Source organism: Pseudomonas sp. Fl4BN1 (assembly GCF_009908285.1).
Taxonomy (GTDB): Bacteria; Pseudomonadota; Gammaproteobacteria; order Pseudomonadales; family Pseudomonadaceae; genus Aquipseudomonas.
On sequence record NZ_JAAARM010000007.1, the window covers coordinates 189,582 to 208,062 of the forward strand.

Genomic DNA, 18,481 nt, shown 5'->3' on the forward strand with positions numbered 1-18,481 from the left:
CGCAACGCTTATTGATGCTGGACCTGGACCATCGACGCCACTTGCACCCGCGCCTGCATCTGCTCGGCCCCGCCACCGCGGCGCATGCCGCGCACCGGGCAGGCATCCAGGTAGTCCAGGCCCACCGCCAGTTTCAAATGGCGTTCGGGCCGGGCCAGGCGGTTGGTCACGTCGAAGCTGTACCAGCCATCGTCGAGCCAGGCTTCGGCCCAGGCGTGGCTGGCCAGGTGGCTTTCATCCTCGGTACACAGGTAGCCGGAAACGTAGCGCGCGGGGATTCCCAGGCTGCGCGCGCAAGCCAGGAAGGCATGGGTGTGGTCTTGGCAGACCCCGGCACCACCGGCAAAGGCCTCGGCAGCCGTACTGCCGACCCCGGTGGCGCCTGGGCTGTAGGGCATGCGCTCGGCCAGGGCCTGCATCAGGTCGATCAACGCGGCGCGGTCTCGGCGTTCGCCGCAGTGGCGCCGGGCAAAATCGCTCAATGCCGAGTCCGCCTGGCTCAGCCGGCTGCAGCGCAGGAACGGCAGTGGCGACAGGCTATCGCCCTCCACCTCGCGGCGGGTATCGATCTGCACTTGGCCAAAGGCCGTGAGGACAATGGCGCCGTGGGGCTCGTCGAGGGTCATGACGTGGAGGATGTTGCCGTAGGGGTCGCGCTGCGCACGCACTCGGCGCGGCAGTTCCAGGTGCCATTCAAGGATCTGCTGACGCAGGCTGTTCTGCGGGGTCAGGCGCAGGAACTGGATGCTGGTGCAGACTTCGTCGGCATAGCTATAGGTCGTGTCGTGACGGATGGACAGTTTCATACCACCTCCAGATAGGATTCGTGCACGGTCTGCCCCAGGTGGCGGATCTGGCCAATGCAATCGGTCAACCACAGGTGCAGCCCGGAGTCGAGAATCTCGTTGATCCCGGTGTAGCGCAGGCGTGCATTCAGTTCGGCGGCCAGGCGCTGGGCGGCACGGCCATTGTCCCCTGGCAGGCTGGCGAGGATCTGGTCCAGTTCCTCGACACAGGCGTGCAGCGACCGCGGCACGTCGGCGCGCAACAGCAGCATCTCGGAAACCTGCTCGGCCCCCGGTGCATTGCGGTAGATCTCGTTGAACGCCTCGAAGGACGACAACGCGCGGAGCAAGGCGCTCCACTGGTAGTAGCCGCGGGCCGAGTCGTCGCTGACTTCCTCGGACTCCTCGCCGAACATTTCATAGCGCGCATCCAGCAGGCGCAGGGTGTTGTCAGCACGCTCGATAAAGGTCCCCAGGCGGATGAAGCGATAGGCGTCGTTGCGCATGATGGTGCCAGCGGTGGCACCCCGGAACAGGTGCGAGCGCTCCTTGACCCACTCGCAGAACTGGCTGATGCCATAGCGCCCCAGGCCGTTCCTGGCAATGTTGCGCATTTCCAGCCAAGTGGCGTTGATGTTCTCCCACATGTCCGCGGTGATCCGTCCGCGCACCGCATGGGCGTTGCTGCGGGCCGCTCTCAGGCAGCAGTAGATGCTCCCCGGGTTGGTGTCGTCGAGAGCGAAGAAATGCAGCATGCGCTCGGTGTTGAGTTCACCGTAGCGCTGGTTGTAGTCATCCAGGGTACCGGCCGCCAACAGCGACATGGCCAGCTCGGCATGGCCATCACCGCGCCCGGCCTGGGGCATCAGCGACAGCGAATAACTGACTTCGAGCATGCGCGCCAGGTTCTCGGCGCGCTCCAGGTAGCGGGACATCCAGTACAGGTCCGCAGCGGTTCTTGAGAGCATGGTTCAGTCCTCCACTACCCAGGTGTCTTTGGTGCCGCCGCCCTGGGATGAGTTCACCACCAGCGAGCCTTCACGCAGGGCCACGCGGGTCAGACCGCCGGGCACCAGGCGGGTTTCCCGGCCAGACAGCACGAACGGCCGCAAGTCGATATGCCGTGGCGCGATGCCACTTTCGACAAAGGTCGGGCACGTGGACAGCGACAGCGTCGGTTGGGCGATATAGGCCTCGGGGCGGGCCTTGAGGCGGGCACGGAATTCCTCGATCTCCGCCGCGGTGGCCGCCGGCCCCACCAGCATGCCGTAGCCACCGGAGCCTTGGGTTTCCTTGACCACCAGGTCCGGCAGGTTGGCCAGCACATGGGACAGTTCGGCAGGCTTGCGACACTGCCAGGTCGGTACGTTATTGAGGATCGGCTCCTCGCTCAGGTAGAAGCGGATCATCTCGTCCACATAGGGATAGATCGACTTGTCGTCGGCAACCCCGGTGCCCACCGCATTGGCCAGTACCACGTTGCCGCAGCGGTAGGCAGCGATCAGCCCCGGTACGCCAAGCATGGAGTCGGGGTTGAACGACAGCGGATCGAGGAAGGCATCGTCCAGGCGTCGATAAATCACGTCCACCGCCTGGGCCCCGGCCGTGGTGCGCATGAACACCCGGTCATCACGGACGAACAGGTCGGCGCCTTCCACCAGCTCCACGCCCATCTCCCGGGCGAGGAACGCATGTTCGAAATAGGCGCTGTTGAAACGTCCCGGGGTCAGCACTACCACCGTCGGGTTATCCAGCGGGCTGGAGCTCTTCAGGGTGTCCAGCAACAGATTCGGGTAATGGTCGATGGGCGCCACCCGCTGGGCGGCAAACAGCTCGGGAAACAGGCGCATCATCATCTTGCGGTCTTCGAGCATGTAGCTGACGCCGCTGGGGGTGCGCAGGTTGTCTTCGAGCACGTAGTAACGGCCGTCGCCATCGCGTACCAGGTCGACCCCGGCGATGTGGGCATAAATGCCCCGGTGCAAGTCCAGGCCCTGCATGGCCACCTGGTAGCCCTCGTTGGCCAGCACCTGCTCGGCGGGGATGATGCCTTCCTTGAGAATTCGCCGGTCGTGATAGATGTCGGCGAGAAACAGGTTCAGCGCCTGCACCCGCTGGATGCAGCCGCGCTCCACTGTGCGCCACTCGCTGGCCTTGATACTGCGGGGAATGATGTCGAAGGGAATCAGGCGTTCGGTGCCCTGCTCGTCGCCATACAGGGTGAAGGTGATGCCGGCGCGGTGGAACAACAGGTCGGCTTCGCGCCGGCGCTGGTCCAGCAGCTCCAGGGGGGTGTCCGCCAGCCAACGGGCGAACGCTTCGTAGTGAGGTCGGCAGGCGCCGCTGGCAGCATACATTTCATCGAAAAAAGCGCGGGACATAGCCACTCCTTGCCGTGCGGTCAACGGCTTTTTATTTGAACCCTGTGTACGGAACCCGGCTTTAACCTTGGTGGGGATCATCGATCCCGGTGTCTCTGAGCACCTCCTGAGCGCGTGAGCCGGGACGGCCCGTGCCGCCCCCTGCTAGAGCGATAGCAATCGCTATGCCGCAAATGCACGACGCGCCGCCAGCGCAGCAGTTCGCGACAGAAATGACCGTTTAGCGACAATTTGATTCAGCAAAGTGACACGACAAGGACAAAAGATGCCGGCTTGGAGCGGGTATCCAGGCTGCCGGAGCCTTGCGCGTCCGGCGGGTGCGGGCAGAATCGGTGCACAAAACCACGCCCTTGGGCTTTTTGCCCCGTTATCGGGAGTTTTCTACCCAGCGCCCCATCACCGGTTGCGTTCGGCCTCGCTCGACGGCGGCCGATCCCTGGCCGGGGGCGCACCATTGCGGTTCAGGCGCCAGGTTCAGGGCGCTGTCGAAAAGACTCTGCCGGCAAGCGCGCGAGGATCTGTTGCGTCGCTTGCTGCGGTGACAGGCGTGCGCTGTCGAGGCGCAAGGGCGGCCGCGCCCAGGGCTGGTAGTCATGCTCGAGCACCGACTGCCAACTGGGCGCCTGCAGCCCCGGTACATCCAACTGTCGGGTCTCGACCCGGCGCCGATGTTCTTCGCGGTCGGAACAGACCACCTCGACCTCCAGCAACCCCACCCCCAGCTTGCGCGCCAGGGCCTGCCAGGCCTCACGGCTTTCGGCCACGGGATTGACGCAATCGGCCAGCACCCGGTTGCCCAGTGCCAGGTTGGCCTCGGCCAATTGCAGGGCAATCTGGTAGCCGGCCTTGCCGACCTCGGCCAACCCGCCGTCGCGCAGTCCCTGCTCGATACTGTCGATGCGCAGATAAGTAGCCCCCAGGTGCGGGACCAGGGTACGGGCGATGGTGGTTTTGCCGGTGCCTGGCAATCCGCTGAGAACGATGAGCATGCAAGTCCCTGCCTGGGTCGATGGGCGTCCAGCTTCGACACAATCACGCCCCGCGTCCAGCACTTGTCAGCCTTGTCCAGGCAGTGCCAATGCCTAGGACGCCGCCGGGGGCGCACGCGGCCAGGACAACAGTGCAGCTTCCGGCATCGGGCGGGCGTACCAGTAACCCTGGGCCAGCTCGCAGCCCATTTCCAGCAGCAGGCGGCGTTCCGACTGGGTTTCCACGCCTTCTACCACCAGGCACATTTCCAGGTTGCGGGCCAGGGCCAGGGAGGCGCCGACCACCGCTCGGCAGCGCGGCTGGTGCATCAGTTCACGGACGAAGTGAGCGTCGAGCTTGATCTGGTTGAAGGGCAATTCGCACAGGCGTTGCAAGGAGGAATATCCGGCGCCGAAGTCGTCGATGGCCAGGTTGCAATCCATCATGCGCAGGCGCACCAGGTTTTCCAGGCTGATGGCGGGGGCTTGTACCAGGCCGACCTCGGTGATTTCGAACGTCAGCAGCCGTGGCGGAACCTGGTGCCGTTGGCTGGCCCGGCGGATGTGCCCGACGATGTCGCTGCACGCCAATTGCCGGGGCAACAGGTTGAAGGCCAGCTCCAGTTTCTCTCCAAGGTCGAGCAAGCGCCGTTGCAGGGCCATGCCCTGCTCAAGCTGCTGGAGGAATACCTGATCCAGCAGGCCCGCTGCGTCCAGCTCGTCGAGAAACACCGCCGGGGCCAGGACCCCGCGCTCCGGATGGCACCAGCGCATCAATACCTCGGCGCCACTGCAGGTGGCCTGCAGCAGGTCGAACTTGGGCTGGTAGTAAGGTACGAACTGACCCTGCTCGACGCCGCGCAGCAGTTCCTCACGACTGGCCCTGGCGAAATGCCGGGGCACCTCCGGAAGCACCTGCTGATGGCGCTGCTGGTAGCGATCGAGCATCTCGCGCAAGGCCGTCAACTGCGCCGGCTTGCCCACATCCCCGAGGACGATCAGCCCCAGCAGGCTGATCATCTGCAGGACCGCGCGACGCAGATCGGGCTCGATCACGCTGTAGAGAATCACCGCCCGCACCAGCCGCTCGGCACTGGCCAGGCGCAGGAACTCCAGGCCGTCCATGCCGGGCATCTGCAGGTCACAGAGCACGATGTCCGCGCCACCGTGCTGGCGCAGCAGGCTCAGGGCACTGACCCCGTCGGAGGCGGCCAGCGGCTCGACCACACCCAGGCGCCGCAACTGCTCCAGGGCCAGCATCTGCGGCACCGGATGGTCTTCCAGAACCAGTATCTTCAGGGTCTTCAAGCGCGGCTCCAGGATGAGCGGCGACTGCCGATATGCACCCAATGGGCGGTGGCCATGCCGCCAGTGGCGGCCATCGGCACAACCATTGCGAGGGGGCGGATAAAAACAAGCGTATCGCTAACCTGAAGCAGGTCAAGGCACCGACCTGACCTTCGGTCCGTCAGCCTCAGGGCGCTTGCCCGAGGCATTGCGGCCCGGAAAAATAAGCCACTTTTGCCCACGCCCTTGATCTATATTTACCTCCAGCATTGGCGGCTCAACCTTGTACGGCGGCTTATGCGGCCAGCCCTGTTGCCCCCTCGATTCATCCTTGTGCCGTTATTCGATCAGGAGCCCCGATGCCTCGTCTTTTCCTGCTGCCCGCATTGATGTGGCTGGCATGCCTCCCGGCCTTGGGCGATACCGCGACCCCCTTGCAACTGCTCAACTATGAGTCTCCCCATCACCATGAACTGACGCTGACCAACGACGACTGGCAATGGCTGCGCAGCAAGCGCGAGCTGGTGCTGGGCACCTCGCAGCACAACCTGCCGCCGCTGGAAATGGTTAACGAGGCCAATGAGTACGAAGGCCTCACCGCCGACTACATCGGCCTGCTGGCAGACTCCCTGGGGGTGAAGATCAGTATCCGCGCCTATGACACCCGCGAGCAGGTCTTCGCCGCCCTGGCCCGGGGTGAAATCGACTTCATGGGCAGTGTCACCTCCAGCGAAGCGCAACAGCATCATCTGCTGCAGAGTCAGAGCTACATCATCAACCGCCCGACCCTGGTGGCCCGCCTGGGGGATTCGCCGCCGTTGAAGAACGGCCTCGAGGGCCGCAGCCTGGCCATCTCCCAGGATGCCCTCACCTCCCAGGTCGCCCAGGCCATGTACCCCAAGGCACGGATCGAGAGTTTCGCCACGGCCGATGCAGCGATGGCCGCCGTGGCTTTCGGCGAGGCCGATGTGCTGCTCAGCGATGCGGTCTCGGCGCAGTTTCTGATCTCCCGCAACTACAGCGACTATCTGCGGATCATCTACAGCGGCCTGGCCAGTGCCTCGGGGTTCACCTTCGCGGTGAACCCGGACAATCAACGACTGCAACACTTGCTCGATAGCGCCTTGCAAGCCATCCATAAAGAACAGGACATCAGCATCCGCAATCGTTGGGGTGACCGCCTGCTACTGAGCCTGGACAAAACCAACCTCAGCGCCGATGAGCAACGCTGGATCGAAAAGAACCCGGTGGTGCGCATCGGCATCCACCGCTACCTGCCGCCGCTGTCCTATTTCGACACCGATGGCAATTACCTGGGGATCACCGCCGACCTGCTGGCGATGCTGGAGACCAAGACCGGCCTGACCTTCGAAATCGACTCCCAGCCCAGCCTCGAGGACCTCAGCGATGCGGCGCACGAGGGCCGGGTGCAAATGGTTGCCGACCTGGCTCGCAATCATGACCGCGAAGCCTATCTGCACTTCACCCGCCCCTACCTCGTGGGGCCATACATGCTGATCACTCGCAACGAACCCGAAGCGCCGAAAACCCTGGAAGACATGGCCGGCAAGACCCTGCTGATTGGCAGCGGCCACGCCCTGCTGCCGCTGCTGCGCCAGCGCTACCCGCAGATCAAGATTGCTGAAGTGCAGACCAACTTCGAAGCCATGACCCTGCTGCGCGAGCGCAAGGGTGACGGCGCCGTGCAGGCGGAGATCTCCGTCAGCTACAACCTGCCGCGAATCAAGGAAGACCAGCTCAAGGTCAATTCGGCGCTCAACCTGCCCCTGCTCAACGAGTCCTTCGGCATCCGTCGCGATCAGTTGGAGCTGTTCAGCATCATCGACAAATCCCTGCGCAGCATTGCCCCTGACGCCATCACCGAGCTCAACAACCGCTGGCGCTCCAAGGCGGCGATCGCCCCGCCCTCCTGGCGTGACTACCGCACTACCCTGTACCTGGCCGCCGCCGGCTCGGCGCTGTTGCTGCTGATCGCCCTGGCCTGGGGCTATGCCATGCGGCGCCAGGTCAGCCAGCGCGAGCGCGCCGAGCAAGCCCTCAACGACCAGATGCGCTTCATGGATGCACTGATCAACGGCACACCGAACCCGATCTACGTGCGCGACCTGGAGCGGCGCCTGGTGATCTGCAACGACAGCTACCTCAAGACCCTGGGCATCGATCGCCAAAGCATGCTCGGCACCCGCTTCGAGCAACTGGCGGTGCCTGAGGCCATGCAGTTCGCCGAAGACTTCCAGGCCATCCTCGCCAGCGGCCAACCCTTGCTGATCGACCGCGAAGTGCATATCCGCGGCCAGCGCCTGCAGATCTACCACTGGATGCTGCCCTATCGAAATGTCCAGGGCGAAATCCTCGGCATCATCGGCGGTTGGCTGGACATCAGCGAACGCCAGCAACTACTGGAGGAAGTCACCCAGGCCAAGAACGATGCCGACAAGGCCAATCGTGCCAAGACCATCTTCCTGGCCACCATGAGTCATGAAATCCGCACCCCCATGAGTGCAGTGATCGGCATGCTCGAACTGGCCCTCAAGCGCGCCGACCAGGGCCAGCTCGACCGGCCCTCGATCGAAGTCGCCTACAGCTCGGCCCTGGGCTTGCTGGAGCTGATCGGGGACATCCTCGACATCGCCCGGATCGAGAGCGGGCGCTTGAGCCTGAGCCCCGAGCGCGCCAACCTGCGGGACCTGGTGGAGTCGGTGTTTCGCGTATTCGATGGCCTGGCGCGGCAGAAAGGCCTGCGCCTGGACCTGGACCTGGACAGCAGCGCCAACGGCGATGTGCTGGTAGACCCGCTGCGCTTCAAACAGATCTTGTCGAACCTGGTCAGCAATGCGATCAAGTTCACGGACCACGGCGGGGTGCAGATCCGTGTGCTGGCCGAGCATGACGACCCAGAGCTTCTGCCCTTGCTGCTGACCGTCAAGGACAGCGGCATCGGCATCGAGCACGACGACCAGCAACGCCTGTTCCAACCCTTCAGCCAGGTGCCCGGGCAACATCAGAACGCGCGCTCGGGCACCGGCCTGGGGCTGGTGATCTGTCGCACCCTGTGTGAAATGATGGGCGGCCAGCTAAGCCTGGAGAGCGAGCCTGGCCAGGGCACCCTGGCTCGGGTACAGCTGCAGCTGAGGCGCCTCGCGCCATTACTGGAGACCCCGCCAAGCGCACCGCAGCTCGTGCTGCCCGTCAACGCCCGGTCGCCCCTGCACATTCTGGTGGTGGACGACAGCCAGGCCAATCGCCAACTGCTCTGCGAGCAGTTGCGGTTCCTCGACTATTCGATGAGCCAGGCGCGCAACGGTGTCGAGGCGCTCAAGGTCTGGCAGCGGGAAACCTTCGACGTAGTGATCACCGACTGCAACATGCCACAGATGAACGGCTACGAACTGACCCGACAGATCCGTGCCGCCGAGCAATCCCAGGGACGCCCCCCGATGCAGATTTTCGGCTTTACCGCCAATGTCCAACCCGAAGAGGAACAACGCTGCCAGGACGCCGGCATGAATGGCTGCATCTTCAAGCCCATCGCCCTGCAGGAACTCGACCGCCGCCTGCGCCAGTTGCCTGCCCTGCCACGGGGACCGCTCCCGGCCAGCAGCGAGCGCTATGACATCCAGCAACTGGACCATCTTACCGGCGGCGACCCCAAGACCATCCAGCGGGTGCTCAAGGGCTTGCATCAGAGTAACCAGCAGGACCTGAAACAGATCCGCGAACACCTGGCCAGTGACAGCATCCAGGGGGTGGCCGACCTGGCTCACCGCATTTGCGGTGCCGCGCGGATCATCAAGGCCCAGGTGCTGATCGAGGAGTGCGATTACCTGGAAAAGGCCTGTCGCGAGGGCGCGGACGCCCCTCGGATCAAGGCGGTACTGACGCGGCTGGAACAGGCCATGGTCAGGCTCGACCGTGACTTGCTGGAGTCCATCGTCGACGACTGAGCCACAACCCAGGCGTGTGCCCCGCCCGGCCGCACAGCGGTCGAAGACCGGGCGCCGCAAGTCACCTTGGGTCTCAGTTGCCCAGGCTCTGCAGTTCGAGATGGGCCGAAGCCGACAACGGCCTGGACGGCTGGATCAAGGCCATGCCGAAGCGCTTGCTGATATAGCGGCCACCCGTCGCCGTCAGGGTCAGGGCTCGGCTGTCCAGGTCCTGGGTCAGCCATTTGCGCTCCAGCAGGGTGCGCAACAACGCCGCCCCCAAGGCGCCTCCCAGGTGCGGGCGACGCATGCTCCAATCCAGGCATGGGCAGGCAAAGCGTCGGCGCAAGACACTGAGCTCGGCGACTTCGATACCCAGACCACGGAAGAACTCGATACCGCTGTCACTGACCCGGTAGGCCTCACCCTCCTCGGCCGCCAACAACCAGCCGGCCTCGAACATCCGGTCGTGCAACTGCACCCCCAGGGTGCCTGCCAGGTGGTCGTAGCAGGTGCGGGCGAATTGCAGGCGATCCGGGGTGCGCGGGACAAACGTGCGGGCACTGCCCTGGCCGATCACCATCAACGCCTCCAGTGCCTGGGCCACCAGCGGATCACCGAGGCAGTAATAACGGTGCCGCCCTTGCACCTGGACCCGCAACAATCCCGCCTCCTTGAGCTTGGCCAGATGGGCACTGGCGGTAGAGGCACTGACCTCGGCGATGGCTGCCAGCTCGGTGCTGGTACGCGCGTGGCCATCCATCAGCGCACAGAGCATCCGGGTACGCGCCGGCTCGGCGATGGCGGCCGCTACCTGGGAGACCCCCAGGTCGTTTTGCACTGCATTCATATTTCGCTCCCTGACGAATCATGCCTTCGAAATGATCAGGATAGTAGCAACCTGGATATCTGCCGAACAAAGAGATAAATCATGGACCCGATCAGCGCTGCTACCCATTTCGACCCATACGACTTCTACTATGCCCGCCTGCGTGCCCGGGGTGGCCTGACCTACGAATCCCGGCTTGGGCTGTGGGTCGCCAGCAGCGCGGCGGCCGTGGCCGCAGTGCTCAACCACCCCGCCTGCCACGTGCGGCCACCCCATGAAGCAGTACCCAAAGCCATCGCCGGCAGCCCCGCCGGTGCGCTGTTCGGCCGTCTGCTGCGGATGAACGACGGCCCGCGCCACAGCTGCCCGCGGGCCACCCTGGAGCCAGCCCTGCAAGCCCTGGCCGATTGCGATCTGCAACCCTACCTGTACCAGTGGCAACCGGCCCTTACGGCGCCGGTTGACGCCGCCGACCTGCAGCGCTGGCAATTGCGCCTGCCGGTGGCGCTGGTGGCGGCCTTGCTCGGGGTGCCTGCCGAGCAACGAGAGGACCTGGCCCGGCGGACCGGCGAGTTCGTCGCCTGCTTCTCGCCCCTGAGCGATCAAGCCCATTTACATACCGCCGATTTGGCGGCCCACGACCTCAGCCAGCAGATGCAGGCACTGCTCGACGCGCCGCAACCCAGCCCATTGCTGCGGGCGATCCTGCAGCGGCGCGGCGACCTCGACCAACAGGACCTGCGGGCCAACCTGGTGGGCCTGCTGGCGCAGACCCACGACGCCTGCGCCGGGCTCATCGGCAACAGCCTGGTCACCCTCCTGGCCAACCCGGCCTTGTGCCAGCGCCTGCGGCACGACCCGAGCCAGCTCAGCGGCTGGCTGCTGGAAAAGCAGCGCCTGGACCCGCCCGTACAAAACACTCGGCGCTTCGTCATCCAGGACTGCACCCTCAACGGTGTATCGCTGCAAGCTGGCGATGCGGTGCTGGTGCTGCTGGCAGCGGCCAATCATGACCCGGCAATTGCCGCGGTCACTGGCACCGACCCAGCGCGCCAGGGTTTCAGTTTCGGCGCCGGGGCGCACCAGTGCCCCGGCCGCGAGCTGGCACTGAACATCGTCCAGACGCTGCTGCACGGCTTGCTGCAGTCAACGGACCTGAGCAGCCTGTCACTGGACTGGCAGTACCAGGCCTCGGTCAACGGCCGCATCCCGCGGTTCAGCGACAGCGCGCAGGCCCGGCCATGATTGCGCTGATCTTTGAACTGATACCGCACCCGGCGCACCGCGAACGCTACCTGGCGCTGGCGGCCGAGCTGAGGGAGCGCCTCGGTGAAATCGATGGTTTCATCTCCATCGAGCGTTTCCAGAGCCTCAACCAACCGGACAAACTGCTGTCCCTGTCGTTCTGGCGCGATGAGCAGGCGGTGGCCCAGTGGCGCAATCTGGAATGCCACCGCCAGGCCCAAGCCCTGGGGCGCGACTCGCTGTTCGCCGACTACCGCCTGCGAGTCGCCAGCGTGCTGCGCGACTACGGCTTGCAGGCGCGCCAGCAAGCGCCGCTGGACAGCCAGCAAGTGCATCAGCACCACGCTTGCGGTAAAACGTGCACCCTGCAGCCAGCTGCGCAACCCCCTATCGAAAAAAGGAACAAGCATGTTGTTCGTGGTGATGCTGGGAGGAAAACACCCCAGAGCGAAAATCGAAGTCCACGATGTCCAGTTCGTGGTCGCCGAGAGCCTTGAAGCGGCCCATCCGCAACTGCGTGACGTCTGGTTCGGCAGCCCGACAGGCCTGCATATCGACTCCTGGATGAAGGTCGACGGGGTCGAGGACTACAAAGTCGAACTGAGCAACCTGGCCCCGGCCCCAGGTGCTCCACGCCTGTATTTCCTGAACCTGGGCGGCTACGAGACGGCGACCTTCGGCGAGGCCCACCGCTACCTGCTGGCAGTGGCCCGGGACAAGCTCGAAGCCAAGGCCAAGGGCAAGCAGCAGATGCTCGCCCACTGGCACAAGTCCCACACCGATGCGTTGCTGGATGTCGACGACTGCCTGCCGATCGATCTGTTGCAAGGGCGTTATGTGCACCTCGTGCCAGGGCCGCACAACGGCATCGTCCAGCACAACGACTACATCATCCTGGGCTGAGCTTTAGCACCCGGCTGCCGGCCCCTTCGCCGGCACGCCAGCGCCCGGAAGTTAACGGTATGCTCGGCGAGCCCAAGCCAATGATCGTTCAAGGAGAGAAATCGATGCCTTTGCAGGTTCGCCCAGCACAGCCCACGGACAGCCCACGGACAGCCGGCGCCTGAGCCAGATCGCCCGCCAGACCTTCGCCCTCGCCTGCCCGCCAGATACCCCGGCGAAGGAAATCGAGGCATTCATTGAAGAGCACCTGTTACCGGAACATTTTGCCGCACTGCTGCAGCAACCCGACAAGCAGCTGCGGGTGCTGTTGCAGGGGCCGCAGGTCATCGGCTACAGCCTGATCAGCCAACAGCCCGAAGCGCTCGGGGTAAGCGCCGCGGACGGCATCGCCGAACTGACCCGCTGCTACCTGGACGCCGAACACCATGGCAGTGGCGCTGCCCAGTACCTGCTGAGCCATACCCTGGCGCAACAGCCCGGGCCGCTGCGCCTGACAGTCAACGAAGCCAATGCCCGGGCCATCCGTTTCTATCAGCGCAATGGCTTTGCCATCGTCGGTGAAACCACCTTTCACTGTGGCGCCGACCTGCATCGCGACTGGGTCATGCTGCGCCCCTGAGCGCCACTCAGGCCGGTGTCGCCGGGGCACCGGCCTGAAGATAGTCGAGGTCGAGGTCGTCGATCGGTGTTACCTGGCTCAACAGAAATGCCCGCAGCCGGACCAGGCGCTCCTGGCGCGGGCTGTCCCGCAGCCATACCAGGTAATAGCCGTCCCCTGAAGCTACCGCGCTGGGGAACGGCAAGCCGACCTGGCCACGGCGAATGTCCTCGGCCACCAGGTGCAGGTCGCCAATGGACAGGCCATGCCCAGCCACGGCTGCGGAGATTGCCTGGTCCAGGGTGTCGAAGACCGTGCCCCGATCCAGCCGCACCCGGTCCAACGCCCCGTGGGCCTGCAGCCAGCGGCGCCAATCCCGACGGTCCGCCGAGGGGTGGATCAGCGGCGCATCCCTGAGCCGCTCCAGGGTCCAAGGCTGCGCGTCCGCCGCTTCGGCCGGGCCAATCGGGATCAGCCACTCATCGAACAGCTTGCAGGCTTCGACCCCGGCGCCGAAGTGACCGTTGCCCAGGAGAATCGCGCAATCGTAGGGCTCGGCGTAGAAGTCCACGTGGTCGAAGTCCATCCACACACTGGCCAGTTGTACCGCCAGCTCCGGGCTGTCGCACTTGAGTTTTTCCAGGGCCCGCAGCAGCCAGCGCATGGTCAGGGTCGAAGGTGCTTTCAGGCGCAACTGAGCGCTGCCGCTGCGCAGCGGCAGACAAGCATCCTCGATGATCCGGAAACCGGCCTTGAGTTCCCGGGCCAGGCGCTGCCCAGCGTCAGTCAGCACCAGGCGCGGCCCGTGGCGCTCGAACAGGCGGCAACCGAACTGGCTTTCCAGGGTACGGATATGCCGGCTGATGGCGCTTTGGGTCAGGGACAGTTCCTCGGCGGCCCGGGTGAAGGAGCTGGAACGGGCGGCCACTTCGAAGGCCCGCAAGGCATAAAGCGGTGGCAGTGACTCAACCATCGACAAGCACTCACTGTGATTAATACTCATAGTAGGTCACAGCTTTTTACGTTTTTCAACGCGGCTAAAAGCCCCCAAGCTGGCCCCTTGTGCCATTGCCGAGGAGTTTTTACGTGGAGTTGAATCTGTCGTTATTGTTGGTCTACATGCTCAGTGTGCTGATGCTGGTGGCGACCCCGGGGCCGGTGGTGGCGCTGATCGTCAACACCAGCATGAACGCCGGACCACGCCAGGCCCTGTTGACCGCCCTGGGCACCAATGCGGCCTCATTGCTGCTGGCATTGCTGGCGGTGCTGATGCTGACCAGCGGCCTGGCGCTGGACCCGAGGCTGATCAGTTGGGTGAGCCTGCTGGGCTGCGGCTTCATTGCCTGGCTGGCGCTGCAGGGGTTGCGGGAGGTGTTGGGCGCTGCAACCGGGGAACCTGTCGCAGGAGCTGAACGACGTCGTGGCCAAGGGCTGCTGACTGGGTTCCTGGTGGGAATCGGCAACCCCAAAGACATCATCTTCTTTGTCTCGTTCTTTCCCCAGTTCATCCAGGTCAGCCGCTCCCTGCAGCACAGCGCGCTGCTGCTGACGCTGGTCTGGGTCCTGATCGACTTTGCCGTACTGGGGGCTTATATCCTGGTGGCTCGCCAGGGTTTCTCGCTGAAGTACAAACGCCTGGTGACCGCAGTTTCAAGCCTGGTACTGCTGGCGGTGGCGCTGGTGGGGATGACCTACTCGGTGCTTGAACTGTGCCGCCCGGGCGCCATGTGAAGCGCCCGGCCGGCAGCGTTCAAACGCTGCGCAGTTCCAGAGTCAGGTGTGACAAACCGGGCAGCACTGCCAGGCGCCCACGCAGCGCCTCGACGCTGAGGGAAGCCTGGGCCACCACGCTGACAATCGCCGCACGCGCGTCAGGCCCTACTTGCCACACATGCAGGTCGACGATGCTGGCGTCCCCCGGTCCTTCCACCGAAGCGCGGATCTGCGCCGCGACCCGCTCGTCACTGGCGTCCAGCAGCACTGCGGCACTGGACTTGATCAGCGCATAGGACCAACGAGCGATCACCAGCGCGCCGACGATGCCCATCACCGGGTCGAGCCAGACCCAGCCCAGATAGCGCCCGGCGAGCAGCGCGGCAATGGCCAGCACTGAAGTCAGGGCATCGGCCAGCACATGCACATAGGCCGAACGCAGGTTGTTGTCGCCGTGCGCCTGATGATGCCCGTGATGCTCGTGATGCTCGTGATGCTCGTGATCATGAGGATGCCCGTGGGCGTGGGCGTGATGCCCGTGACCGCCGCCCAGCAGCCAGGCGCTGAGGATATTCACCAGCAGCCCCACCACGGCGATCAGCGTGGCCTCGCCAAAGGCCACGCGGGTAGGTTGCAACAGTCGCACCAGGGATTCGCCGGCAATTCCCAGGGCCACCAGGCCGAGGATGATCGCCGAGGCGAAACCCGCCAGGTCGCCAACCTTGCCGGTACCGAAACTGAAGCGTGTATTGCCAGCATTGCGCCGAGCAAAACCATAGGCCGCCGCGGCGATGCCCAGGGCCCCGGCGTGGGTGGCCATGTGCAACCCATCAGCCAGCAGGGCCATGGAACCGGTGAGATAACCGGCGACGATTTCCACCGTCATCATCACCACCGTCAACACCACCACCCACAGGGTGCGCCGGGCATTGTCATCGTGGTCGGCCCCGAGAAACTGGTGGTCGTGGGCCAAGTGGGCAGCGCGCTGAGACAGATTCATCGGGATGCTCCTACTTGGAATAACGGCGAATGGCTTGCAGCAACTCGTCAACGCCCTGGGCCCGCTCGGCGTCGCTGAGCTCGGGGTTGGCCACGTGTTCCAGGGCATGGGCTTCAATGATCTCGCCCATCAGCCCGCTGATGGCGCCACGGGTAGCCGCCACCAGATGCAGGGTCTTGCCACAGTCGGCACCGGTCTCCAGCGCCCGCTCCACGGCCTGGACCTGGCCGAGAATGCGCCGGACCCGCTTGAGCAGCTCATCCTTCTGTGCGTGTGTGTGCGACATACCCATACCCCCTATACCTATGTGCGAAGCATCATGCTCCCGTGGCCCATCCTGCGCAAGCCACCCGGCGAACAAAAAATCCCACGAACGGGGCTGCCACTCGCACCGTCGATGAGCAACACCGCGCTGCAGAAAAAACTGCTGCCCGGCCCACGTCGTGGATTAACATAGCCAAGGGCCATCCGCGCCCATCCCCTCTCTTTCCATGTTGTCCAGAATCCTATGATTGCTGTCTGGTCCCTGCTCTGCCTGACCTTGCTGCTGGCCGCACTGGCGTTGTGGCTGCTGCGCCGCGAACGCCGTGCCCAGGCGCTGCTGAAGGTCTATCGAGAACTCGCCGAAGGCTTGCCCGACGACGCCGAGCGCTTCAAGCGCAGCCAGTACTTCGCGCAAATCGGCACCTGGGATTGGGAGGTCGACACCCAGCGCCTGTACTGGTCGGAAGCGATCTACGGCATGTTCGGGTTCAAGGTCGGCGAAGTGCTGCCGTCCTACGAGCTCTTCTGTTCCTGCGTGCACCCGGAGGATCGGGCGCGGATCCGCGCTGGCGAGTTGCGTTGCCTGGAAACCGGCGAGAACCATGATGAGGAATACCGCGTGGTGTGGCCCGACGGCAGCATCCACTGGCTGCGGGAAACCGGCAACGTGGTGAAGAATGTGCATGGCACCACCCTGAAGATGATGGGCGTGGTGCGTGACATCACCGATGAAAAGGTCTCCACCCACCACCTGCAGCAACTGGCGCATTTCGACCCGCTGACCGGCCTGCCCAACCGCTTGATGCTCGAGCAGCGCCTGTCCCGGGCCCTGGAGCAGGCGCGTCACGAACAGACCCGGGTGGCCCTGGTGTTCGTCGACCTGAATGGCTTCAAGGCGATCAACGATCAGTTCGGCCATGCCGCCGGAGACCGCGTACTCAGTGCCACCGCCCAGCGCCTGCAAGGCATCCTGCGGGCCAGCGACACGGTGGCGCGCATTGGCGGCGATGAATTCGTGGTGATTCTCGAGGGCCTGGCCCCAGGGCTCGACCTGGCGGAGGAGGCCCGGCGCATCGGCGAGCAGATTTTCAGCCTGCTATCACCGCCGGTGGAAGTCGACAGCCACCGGCACAGCATCGGCAGCAGCCTGGGCGTGGCGATGTTTCCCGATCACGCCGGGCACATGGACCAACTACTGCACGTTGCCGACCTGGCGATGTATGAGGCCAAGCGCAGTGGCAACAACCAGTACCGATTGGGGCAATAAGGCCCTGGCCAGCCTGAGCCGGACTCAGGTGTCACTGGCCGCTGCGAGCAGCCGCTCGCGCAAAAAGGCCAGGGCGCCCTGGAACAACGGGTGCCATTGATCCGAGGGCTCACAGGCCAGGGGATGCCAGAAAAACCGGAACTCGTGCCCTCCGTCATCCTCGCAGAAATGACTCCAGGCCTGCGGCAGCGCGGCGGCCACGGAACACTCATGGAAGGCCCAGACCTGGCCGCTCACCGCGCACTGCCAGATCCCCAGTGGGCGGAGCGCCTGCCCCTGGATGCCCGCCTCCTCCGCCAGTTCACGGACAGCCGCGACAGACGTAGCCTCGCCTGGCTCCAGTGTGCCCTTGACCAGTTGCAGCCCCGCCAAGGGGTGTCGGAACGCGAGGATTTCCAGTGCGCCCTGGCGACGCAGAACCACCGGGCACGCTTTATTGGCCAGCATCGGTTTGCCTTTTCAAAGTCACTACGGGGGGCTGCCTCAGTCGTCGCGGGTCAGGACTTCGAGCAACTCGATCTCGAACGTCAGGTTGGAATTAGGCGGGATTGCGCCCACGCAGCGCTCGCCATAACCCAGGTGCGCCGGCACCAGCAGCTTGCGCTTGCCGCCAACCTGCATGCCCATCAGGCCCTGGTCCCAACCCTTGATCACCCGCCCGCTGCCGATCACGCACTGGAACGGCTTGCCGCGATCGTAGGAGGAATCGAAGCTTGTGCCGTCCTCCAGGAAACCCCGGTACTGGGTGGTGATCAGGGCGCCCTTGACCACCGCCTTGCCCTCGCCCAACTGGATATCGATCACCTGTAACTCGTCGTTCATCATTCACTCTCGCTCAAGCATCGCCCCGTCTCGGGACTGCGGGGCGCTTTTTCGCAGAATTGCCGGTATTTGGCAATCATCGGCTCGGCGTCTGGATCAGGGTGTCCGTATCGATGAAGATCCCCTCAAGTGCCATCTCAACCTGCGCGAGAGTCGCCAGTTCGGCATTCCAGCGCACCTGCAGGCTGGGCAGGGCCTGGCACCAGGACAGCGCCGGCGAAAAATGCAGGGTCAATTGCCCCTCTGCCAGTTGCACCCGTTCAATACCGCCGTAGCCGGCCGCACCTGGCCCAGCCAGTTCAACGTAGTAGGTCGCCATACCCAGCGCCCGGTCCTGCTCATCAAAGGCTTCGGCGCGCTGCAACAGCAGGTAGTGCTCGGGCTCGACCGGGTCATCGGCCAACCCGAAGAACCGCACCTCGTCCTCGACATAGGCGCTGTAGGTCGTTGCATCAAAGGTCCAACGCATCAAGGC

At 64.5% G+C, this 18,481-nt stretch carries 18 protein-coding genes and 1 pseudogene; 7 read left to right on the forward strand and 12 right to left on the reverse strand.

The annotated features are described in order from the left end of the window. Positions 1 to 8: 8 nt before the first annotated feature. From GV818_RS10700 to GV818_RS10720, 5 genes are all read right to left on the reverse strand, one after another. On the reverse strand, positions 9 to 806 hold the full coding sequence (locus GV818_RS10700; RefSeq protein ID WP_161758133.1) for a transglutaminase family protein: 798 nt from the start codon (positions 804 to 806) through the stop codon (positions 9 to 11). Continuing rightward, positions 803 to 1,753 (reverse strand): alpha-E domain-containing protein, encoded by a 951-nt coding sequence (locus GV818_RS10705; protein ID WP_161758132.1) that lies wholly within the window; start codon positions 1,751 to 1,753, stop codon positions 803 to 805. The genes GV818_RS10700 and GV818_RS10705 overlap by 4 nt, the downstream gene beginning before the upstream one ends. A gap of 3 nt (positions 1,754 to 1,756) precedes the next feature. Then, positions 1,757 to 3,166 (reverse strand): circularly permuted type 2 ATP-grasp protein, encoded by a 1,410-nt coding sequence (locus GV818_RS10710; RefSeq protein ID WP_161776525.1) that lies wholly within the window; start codon positions 3,164 to 3,166, stop codon positions 1,757 to 1,759. A 461-nt stretch (positions 3,167 to 3,627) separates the two neighbouring features. After that, positions 3,628 to 4,155, reverse strand: coding sequence for an AAA family ATPase (locus tag GV818_RS10715; RefSeq protein WP_161758130.1), 528 nt, complete (start codon positions 4,153 to 4,155; stop codon positions 3,628 to 3,630). Positions 4,156 to 4,248: 93 nt separating this feature from the next. After that, positions 4,249 to 5,442 carry an EAL domain-containing response regulator gene (locus GV818_RS10720; protein ID WP_161776526.1) on the reverse strand — a complete coding sequence of 398 codons (1,194 nt, stop codon included), beginning with the start codon at positions 5,440 to 5,442 and terminating at the stop codon, positions 4,249 to 4,251. 338 nt (positions 5,443 to 5,780) lie between these two features. On the opposite strand from GV818_RS10720, the gene GV818_RS10725 reads away from it, so the two are divergent. After that, complete coding sequence (locus GV818_RS10725) at positions 5,781 to 9,386, forward strand: transporter substrate-binding domain-containing protein (protein WP_161776527.1); 3,606 nt, start codon at positions 5,781 to 5,783, stop codon at positions 9,384 to 9,386. A 73-nt stretch (positions 9,387 to 9,459) separates the two neighbouring features. On the opposite strand, the gene GV818_RS10730 is transcribed toward GV818_RS10725, so the two are convergent. Next, positions 9,460 to 10,215 (reverse strand): ArsR/SmtB family transcription factor, encoded by a 756-nt coding sequence (locus GV818_RS10730; RefSeq protein ID WP_161758127.1) that lies wholly within the window; start codon positions 10,213 to 10,215, stop codon positions 9,460 to 9,462. 81 nt (positions 10,216 to 10,296) lie between these two features. Between GV818_RS10730 and GV818_RS10735 the strand changes: the two genes are divergently transcribed. From GV818_RS10735 to GV818_RS10750, 4 genes and pseudogenes are all read left to right on the forward strand, one after another. After that, positions 10,297 to 11,439 carry a cytochrome P450 gene (locus GV818_RS10735; RefSeq protein WP_161776528.1) on the forward strand — a complete coding sequence of 381 codons (1,143 nt, stop codon included), beginning with the start codon at positions 10,297 to 10,299 and terminating at the stop codon, positions 11,437 to 11,439. After that, positions 11,436 to 11,774, forward strand: a pseudogene (locus GV818_RS10740) (antibiotic biosynthesis monooxygenase family protein); the annotation flags it as partial. The gene GV818_RS10735 and the pseudogene GV818_RS10740, both read left to right, overlap by 4 nt. Before the next feature lie 73 nt (positions 11,775 to 11,847). Further along, positions 11,848 to 12,342 carry a DUF1543 domain-containing protein gene (locus tag GV818_RS10745; RefSeq protein ID WP_161776529.1) on the forward strand — a complete coding sequence of 165 codons (495 nt, stop codon included), beginning with the start codon at positions 11,848 to 11,850 and terminating at the stop codon, positions 12,340 to 12,342. A gap of 247 nt (positions 12,343 to 12,589) precedes the next feature. Further along, positions 12,590 to 12,961 carry a GNAT family N-acetyltransferase gene (locus tag GV818_RS10750; protein WP_256679457.1) on the forward strand — a complete coding sequence of 124 codons (372 nt, stop codon included), beginning with the start codon at positions 12,590 to 12,592 and terminating at the stop codon, positions 12,959 to 12,961. Positions 12,962 to 12,968: 7 nt separating this feature from the next. Here the strand turns inward: GV818_RS10750 and GV818_RS10755 are convergent, their stop codons facing one another. Further along, on the reverse strand, positions 12,969 to 13,913 hold the full coding sequence (locus tag GV818_RS10755) for a LysR substrate-binding domain-containing protein (RefSeq protein WP_161776530.1): 945 nt from the start codon (positions 13,911 to 13,913) through the stop codon (positions 12,969 to 12,971). Positions 13,914 to 14,032: 119 nt separating this feature from the next. On the opposite strand from GV818_RS10755, the gene GV818_RS10760 reads away from it, so the two are divergent. Beyond that, complete coding sequence (locus GV818_RS10760; RefSeq protein ID WP_178124857.1) at positions 14,033 to 14,671, forward strand: LysE family translocator; 639 nt, start codon at positions 14,033 to 14,035, stop codon at positions 14,669 to 14,671. Between the two features lie 19 nt (positions 14,672 to 14,690). Here the strand turns inward: GV818_RS10760 and dmeF are convergent, their stop codons facing one another. Both dmeF and GV818_RS10770 read right to left on the reverse strand, forming a co-directional pair. After that, positions 14,691 to 15,653, reverse strand: coding sequence for a CDF family Co(II)/Ni(II) efflux transporter DmeF (gene dmeF / locus GV818_RS10765; protein ID WP_161776532.1), 963 nt, complete (start codon positions 15,651 to 15,653; stop codon positions 14,691 to 14,693). Between the two features lie 10 nt (positions 15,654 to 15,663). Beyond that, positions 15,664 to 15,939: a metal/formaldehyde-sensitive transcriptional repressor gene (locus tag GV818_RS10770; protein ID WP_161758119.1), complete on the reverse strand. Its 276-nt coding sequence runs from the start codon at positions 15,937 to 15,939 to the stop codon at positions 15,664 to 15,666. 222 nt (positions 15,940 to 16,161) lie between these two features. Between GV818_RS10770 and GV818_RS10775 the strand changes: the two genes are divergently transcribed. Beyond that, positions 16,162 to 17,184, forward strand: coding sequence for a sensor domain-containing diguanylate cyclase (locus GV818_RS10775; RefSeq protein WP_161758118.1), 1,023 nt, complete (start codon positions 16,162 to 16,164; stop codon positions 17,182 to 17,184). Positions 17,185 to 17,208: 24 nt separating this feature from the next. On the opposite strand, the gene GV818_RS10780 is transcribed toward GV818_RS10775, so the two are convergent. From GV818_RS10780 to GV818_RS10790, 3 genes are all read right to left on the reverse strand, one after another. Continuing rightward, the gene (locus GV818_RS10780) at positions 17,209 to 17,631 is read right to left on the reverse strand and encodes an NUDIX hydrolase (RefSeq protein ID WP_161758117.1); all 423 of its coding nucleotides are present in this window, start codon (positions 17,629 to 17,631) and stop codon (positions 17,209 to 17,211) included. A gap of 36 nt (positions 17,632 to 17,667) precedes the next feature. Then, complete coding sequence (locus GV818_RS10785; RefSeq protein WP_161776533.1) at positions 17,668 to 18,006, reverse strand: FKBP-type peptidyl-prolyl cis-trans isomerase; 339 nt, start codon at positions 18,004 to 18,006, stop codon at positions 17,668 to 17,670. A gap of 76 nt (positions 18,007 to 18,082) precedes the next feature. Continuing rightward, positions 18,083 to 18,475, reverse strand: coding sequence for an Imm10 family immunity protein (locus tag GV818_RS10790; RefSeq protein WP_161776534.1), 393 nt, complete (start codon positions 18,473 to 18,475; stop codon positions 18,083 to 18,085). Between the last annotated feature and the right edge of the window lie 6 nt (positions 18,476 to 18,481).

What these genes read in the sequence shown, in the direction of transcription:
- GV818_RS10700 (WP_161758133.1), bottom strand. Translation starts at nt 806, where the DNA reads ATGAAACTGTCCATCCGTCACGACACGACCTATAGCTATGCCGACGAA.
- GV818_RS10705 (WP_161758132.1), bottom strand. Translation starts at nt 1,753, where the DNA reads ATGCTCTCAAGAACCGCTGCGGACCTGTACTGGATGTCCCGCTACCTG.
- GV818_RS10710 (WP_161776525.1), bottom strand. Translation starts at nt 3,166, where the DNA reads ATGTCCCGCGCTTTTTTCGATGAAATGTATGCTGCCAGCGGCGCCTGC.
- GV818_RS10715 (WP_161758130.1), bottom strand. Translation starts at nt 4,155, where the DNA reads ATGCTCATCGTTCTCAGCGGATTGCCAGGCACCGGCAAAACCACCATC.
- GV818_RS10725 (WP_161776527.1), top strand. Translation starts at nt 5,781, where the DNA reads ATGCCTCGTCTTTTCCTGCTGCCCGCATTGATGTGGCTGGCATGCCTC.
- GV818_RS10730 (WP_161758127.1), bottom strand. Translation starts at nt 10,215, where the DNA reads ATGAATGCAGTGCAAAACGACCTGGGGGTCTCCCAGGTAGCGGCCGCC.
- GV818_RS10735 (WP_161776528.1), top strand. Translation starts at nt 10,297, where the DNA reads ATGGACCCGATCAGCGCTGCTACCCATTTCGACCCATACGACTTCTAC.
- GV818_RS10745 (WP_161776529.1), top strand. Translation starts at nt 11,848, where the DNA reads ATGTTGTTCGTGGTGATGCTGGGAGGAAAACACCCCAGAGCGAAAATC.
- GV818_RS10755 (WP_161776530.1), bottom strand. Translation starts at nt 13,913, where the DNA reads ATGGTTGAGTCACTGCCACCGCTTTATGCCTTGCGGGCCTTCGAAGTG.
- dmeF (WP_161776532.1), bottom strand. Translation starts at nt 15,653, where the DNA reads ATGAATCTGTCTCAGCGCGCTGCCCACTTGGCCCACGACCACCAGTTT.
- GV818_RS10770 (WP_161758119.1), bottom strand. Translation starts at nt 15,939, where the DNA reads ATGTCGCACACACACGCACAGAAGGATGAGCTGCTCAAGCGGGTCCGG.
- GV818_RS10775 (WP_161758118.1), top strand. Translation starts at nt 16,162, where the DNA reads ATGATTGCTGTCTGGTCCCTGCTCTGCCTGACCTTGCTGCTGGCCGCA.
- GV818_RS10780 (WP_161758117.1), bottom strand. Translation starts at nt 17,631, where the DNA reads ATGCTGGCCAATAAAGCGTGCCCGGTGGTTCTGCGTCGCCAGGGCGCA.
- GV818_RS10785 (WP_161776533.1), bottom strand. Translation starts at nt 18,006, where the DNA reads ATGAACGACGAGTTACAGGTGATCGATATCCAGTTGGGCGAGGGCAAG.
- GV818_RS10790 (WP_161776534.1), bottom strand. Translation starts at nt 18,475, where the DNA reads ATGCGTTGGACCTTTGATGCAACGACCTACAGCGCCTATGTCGAGGAC.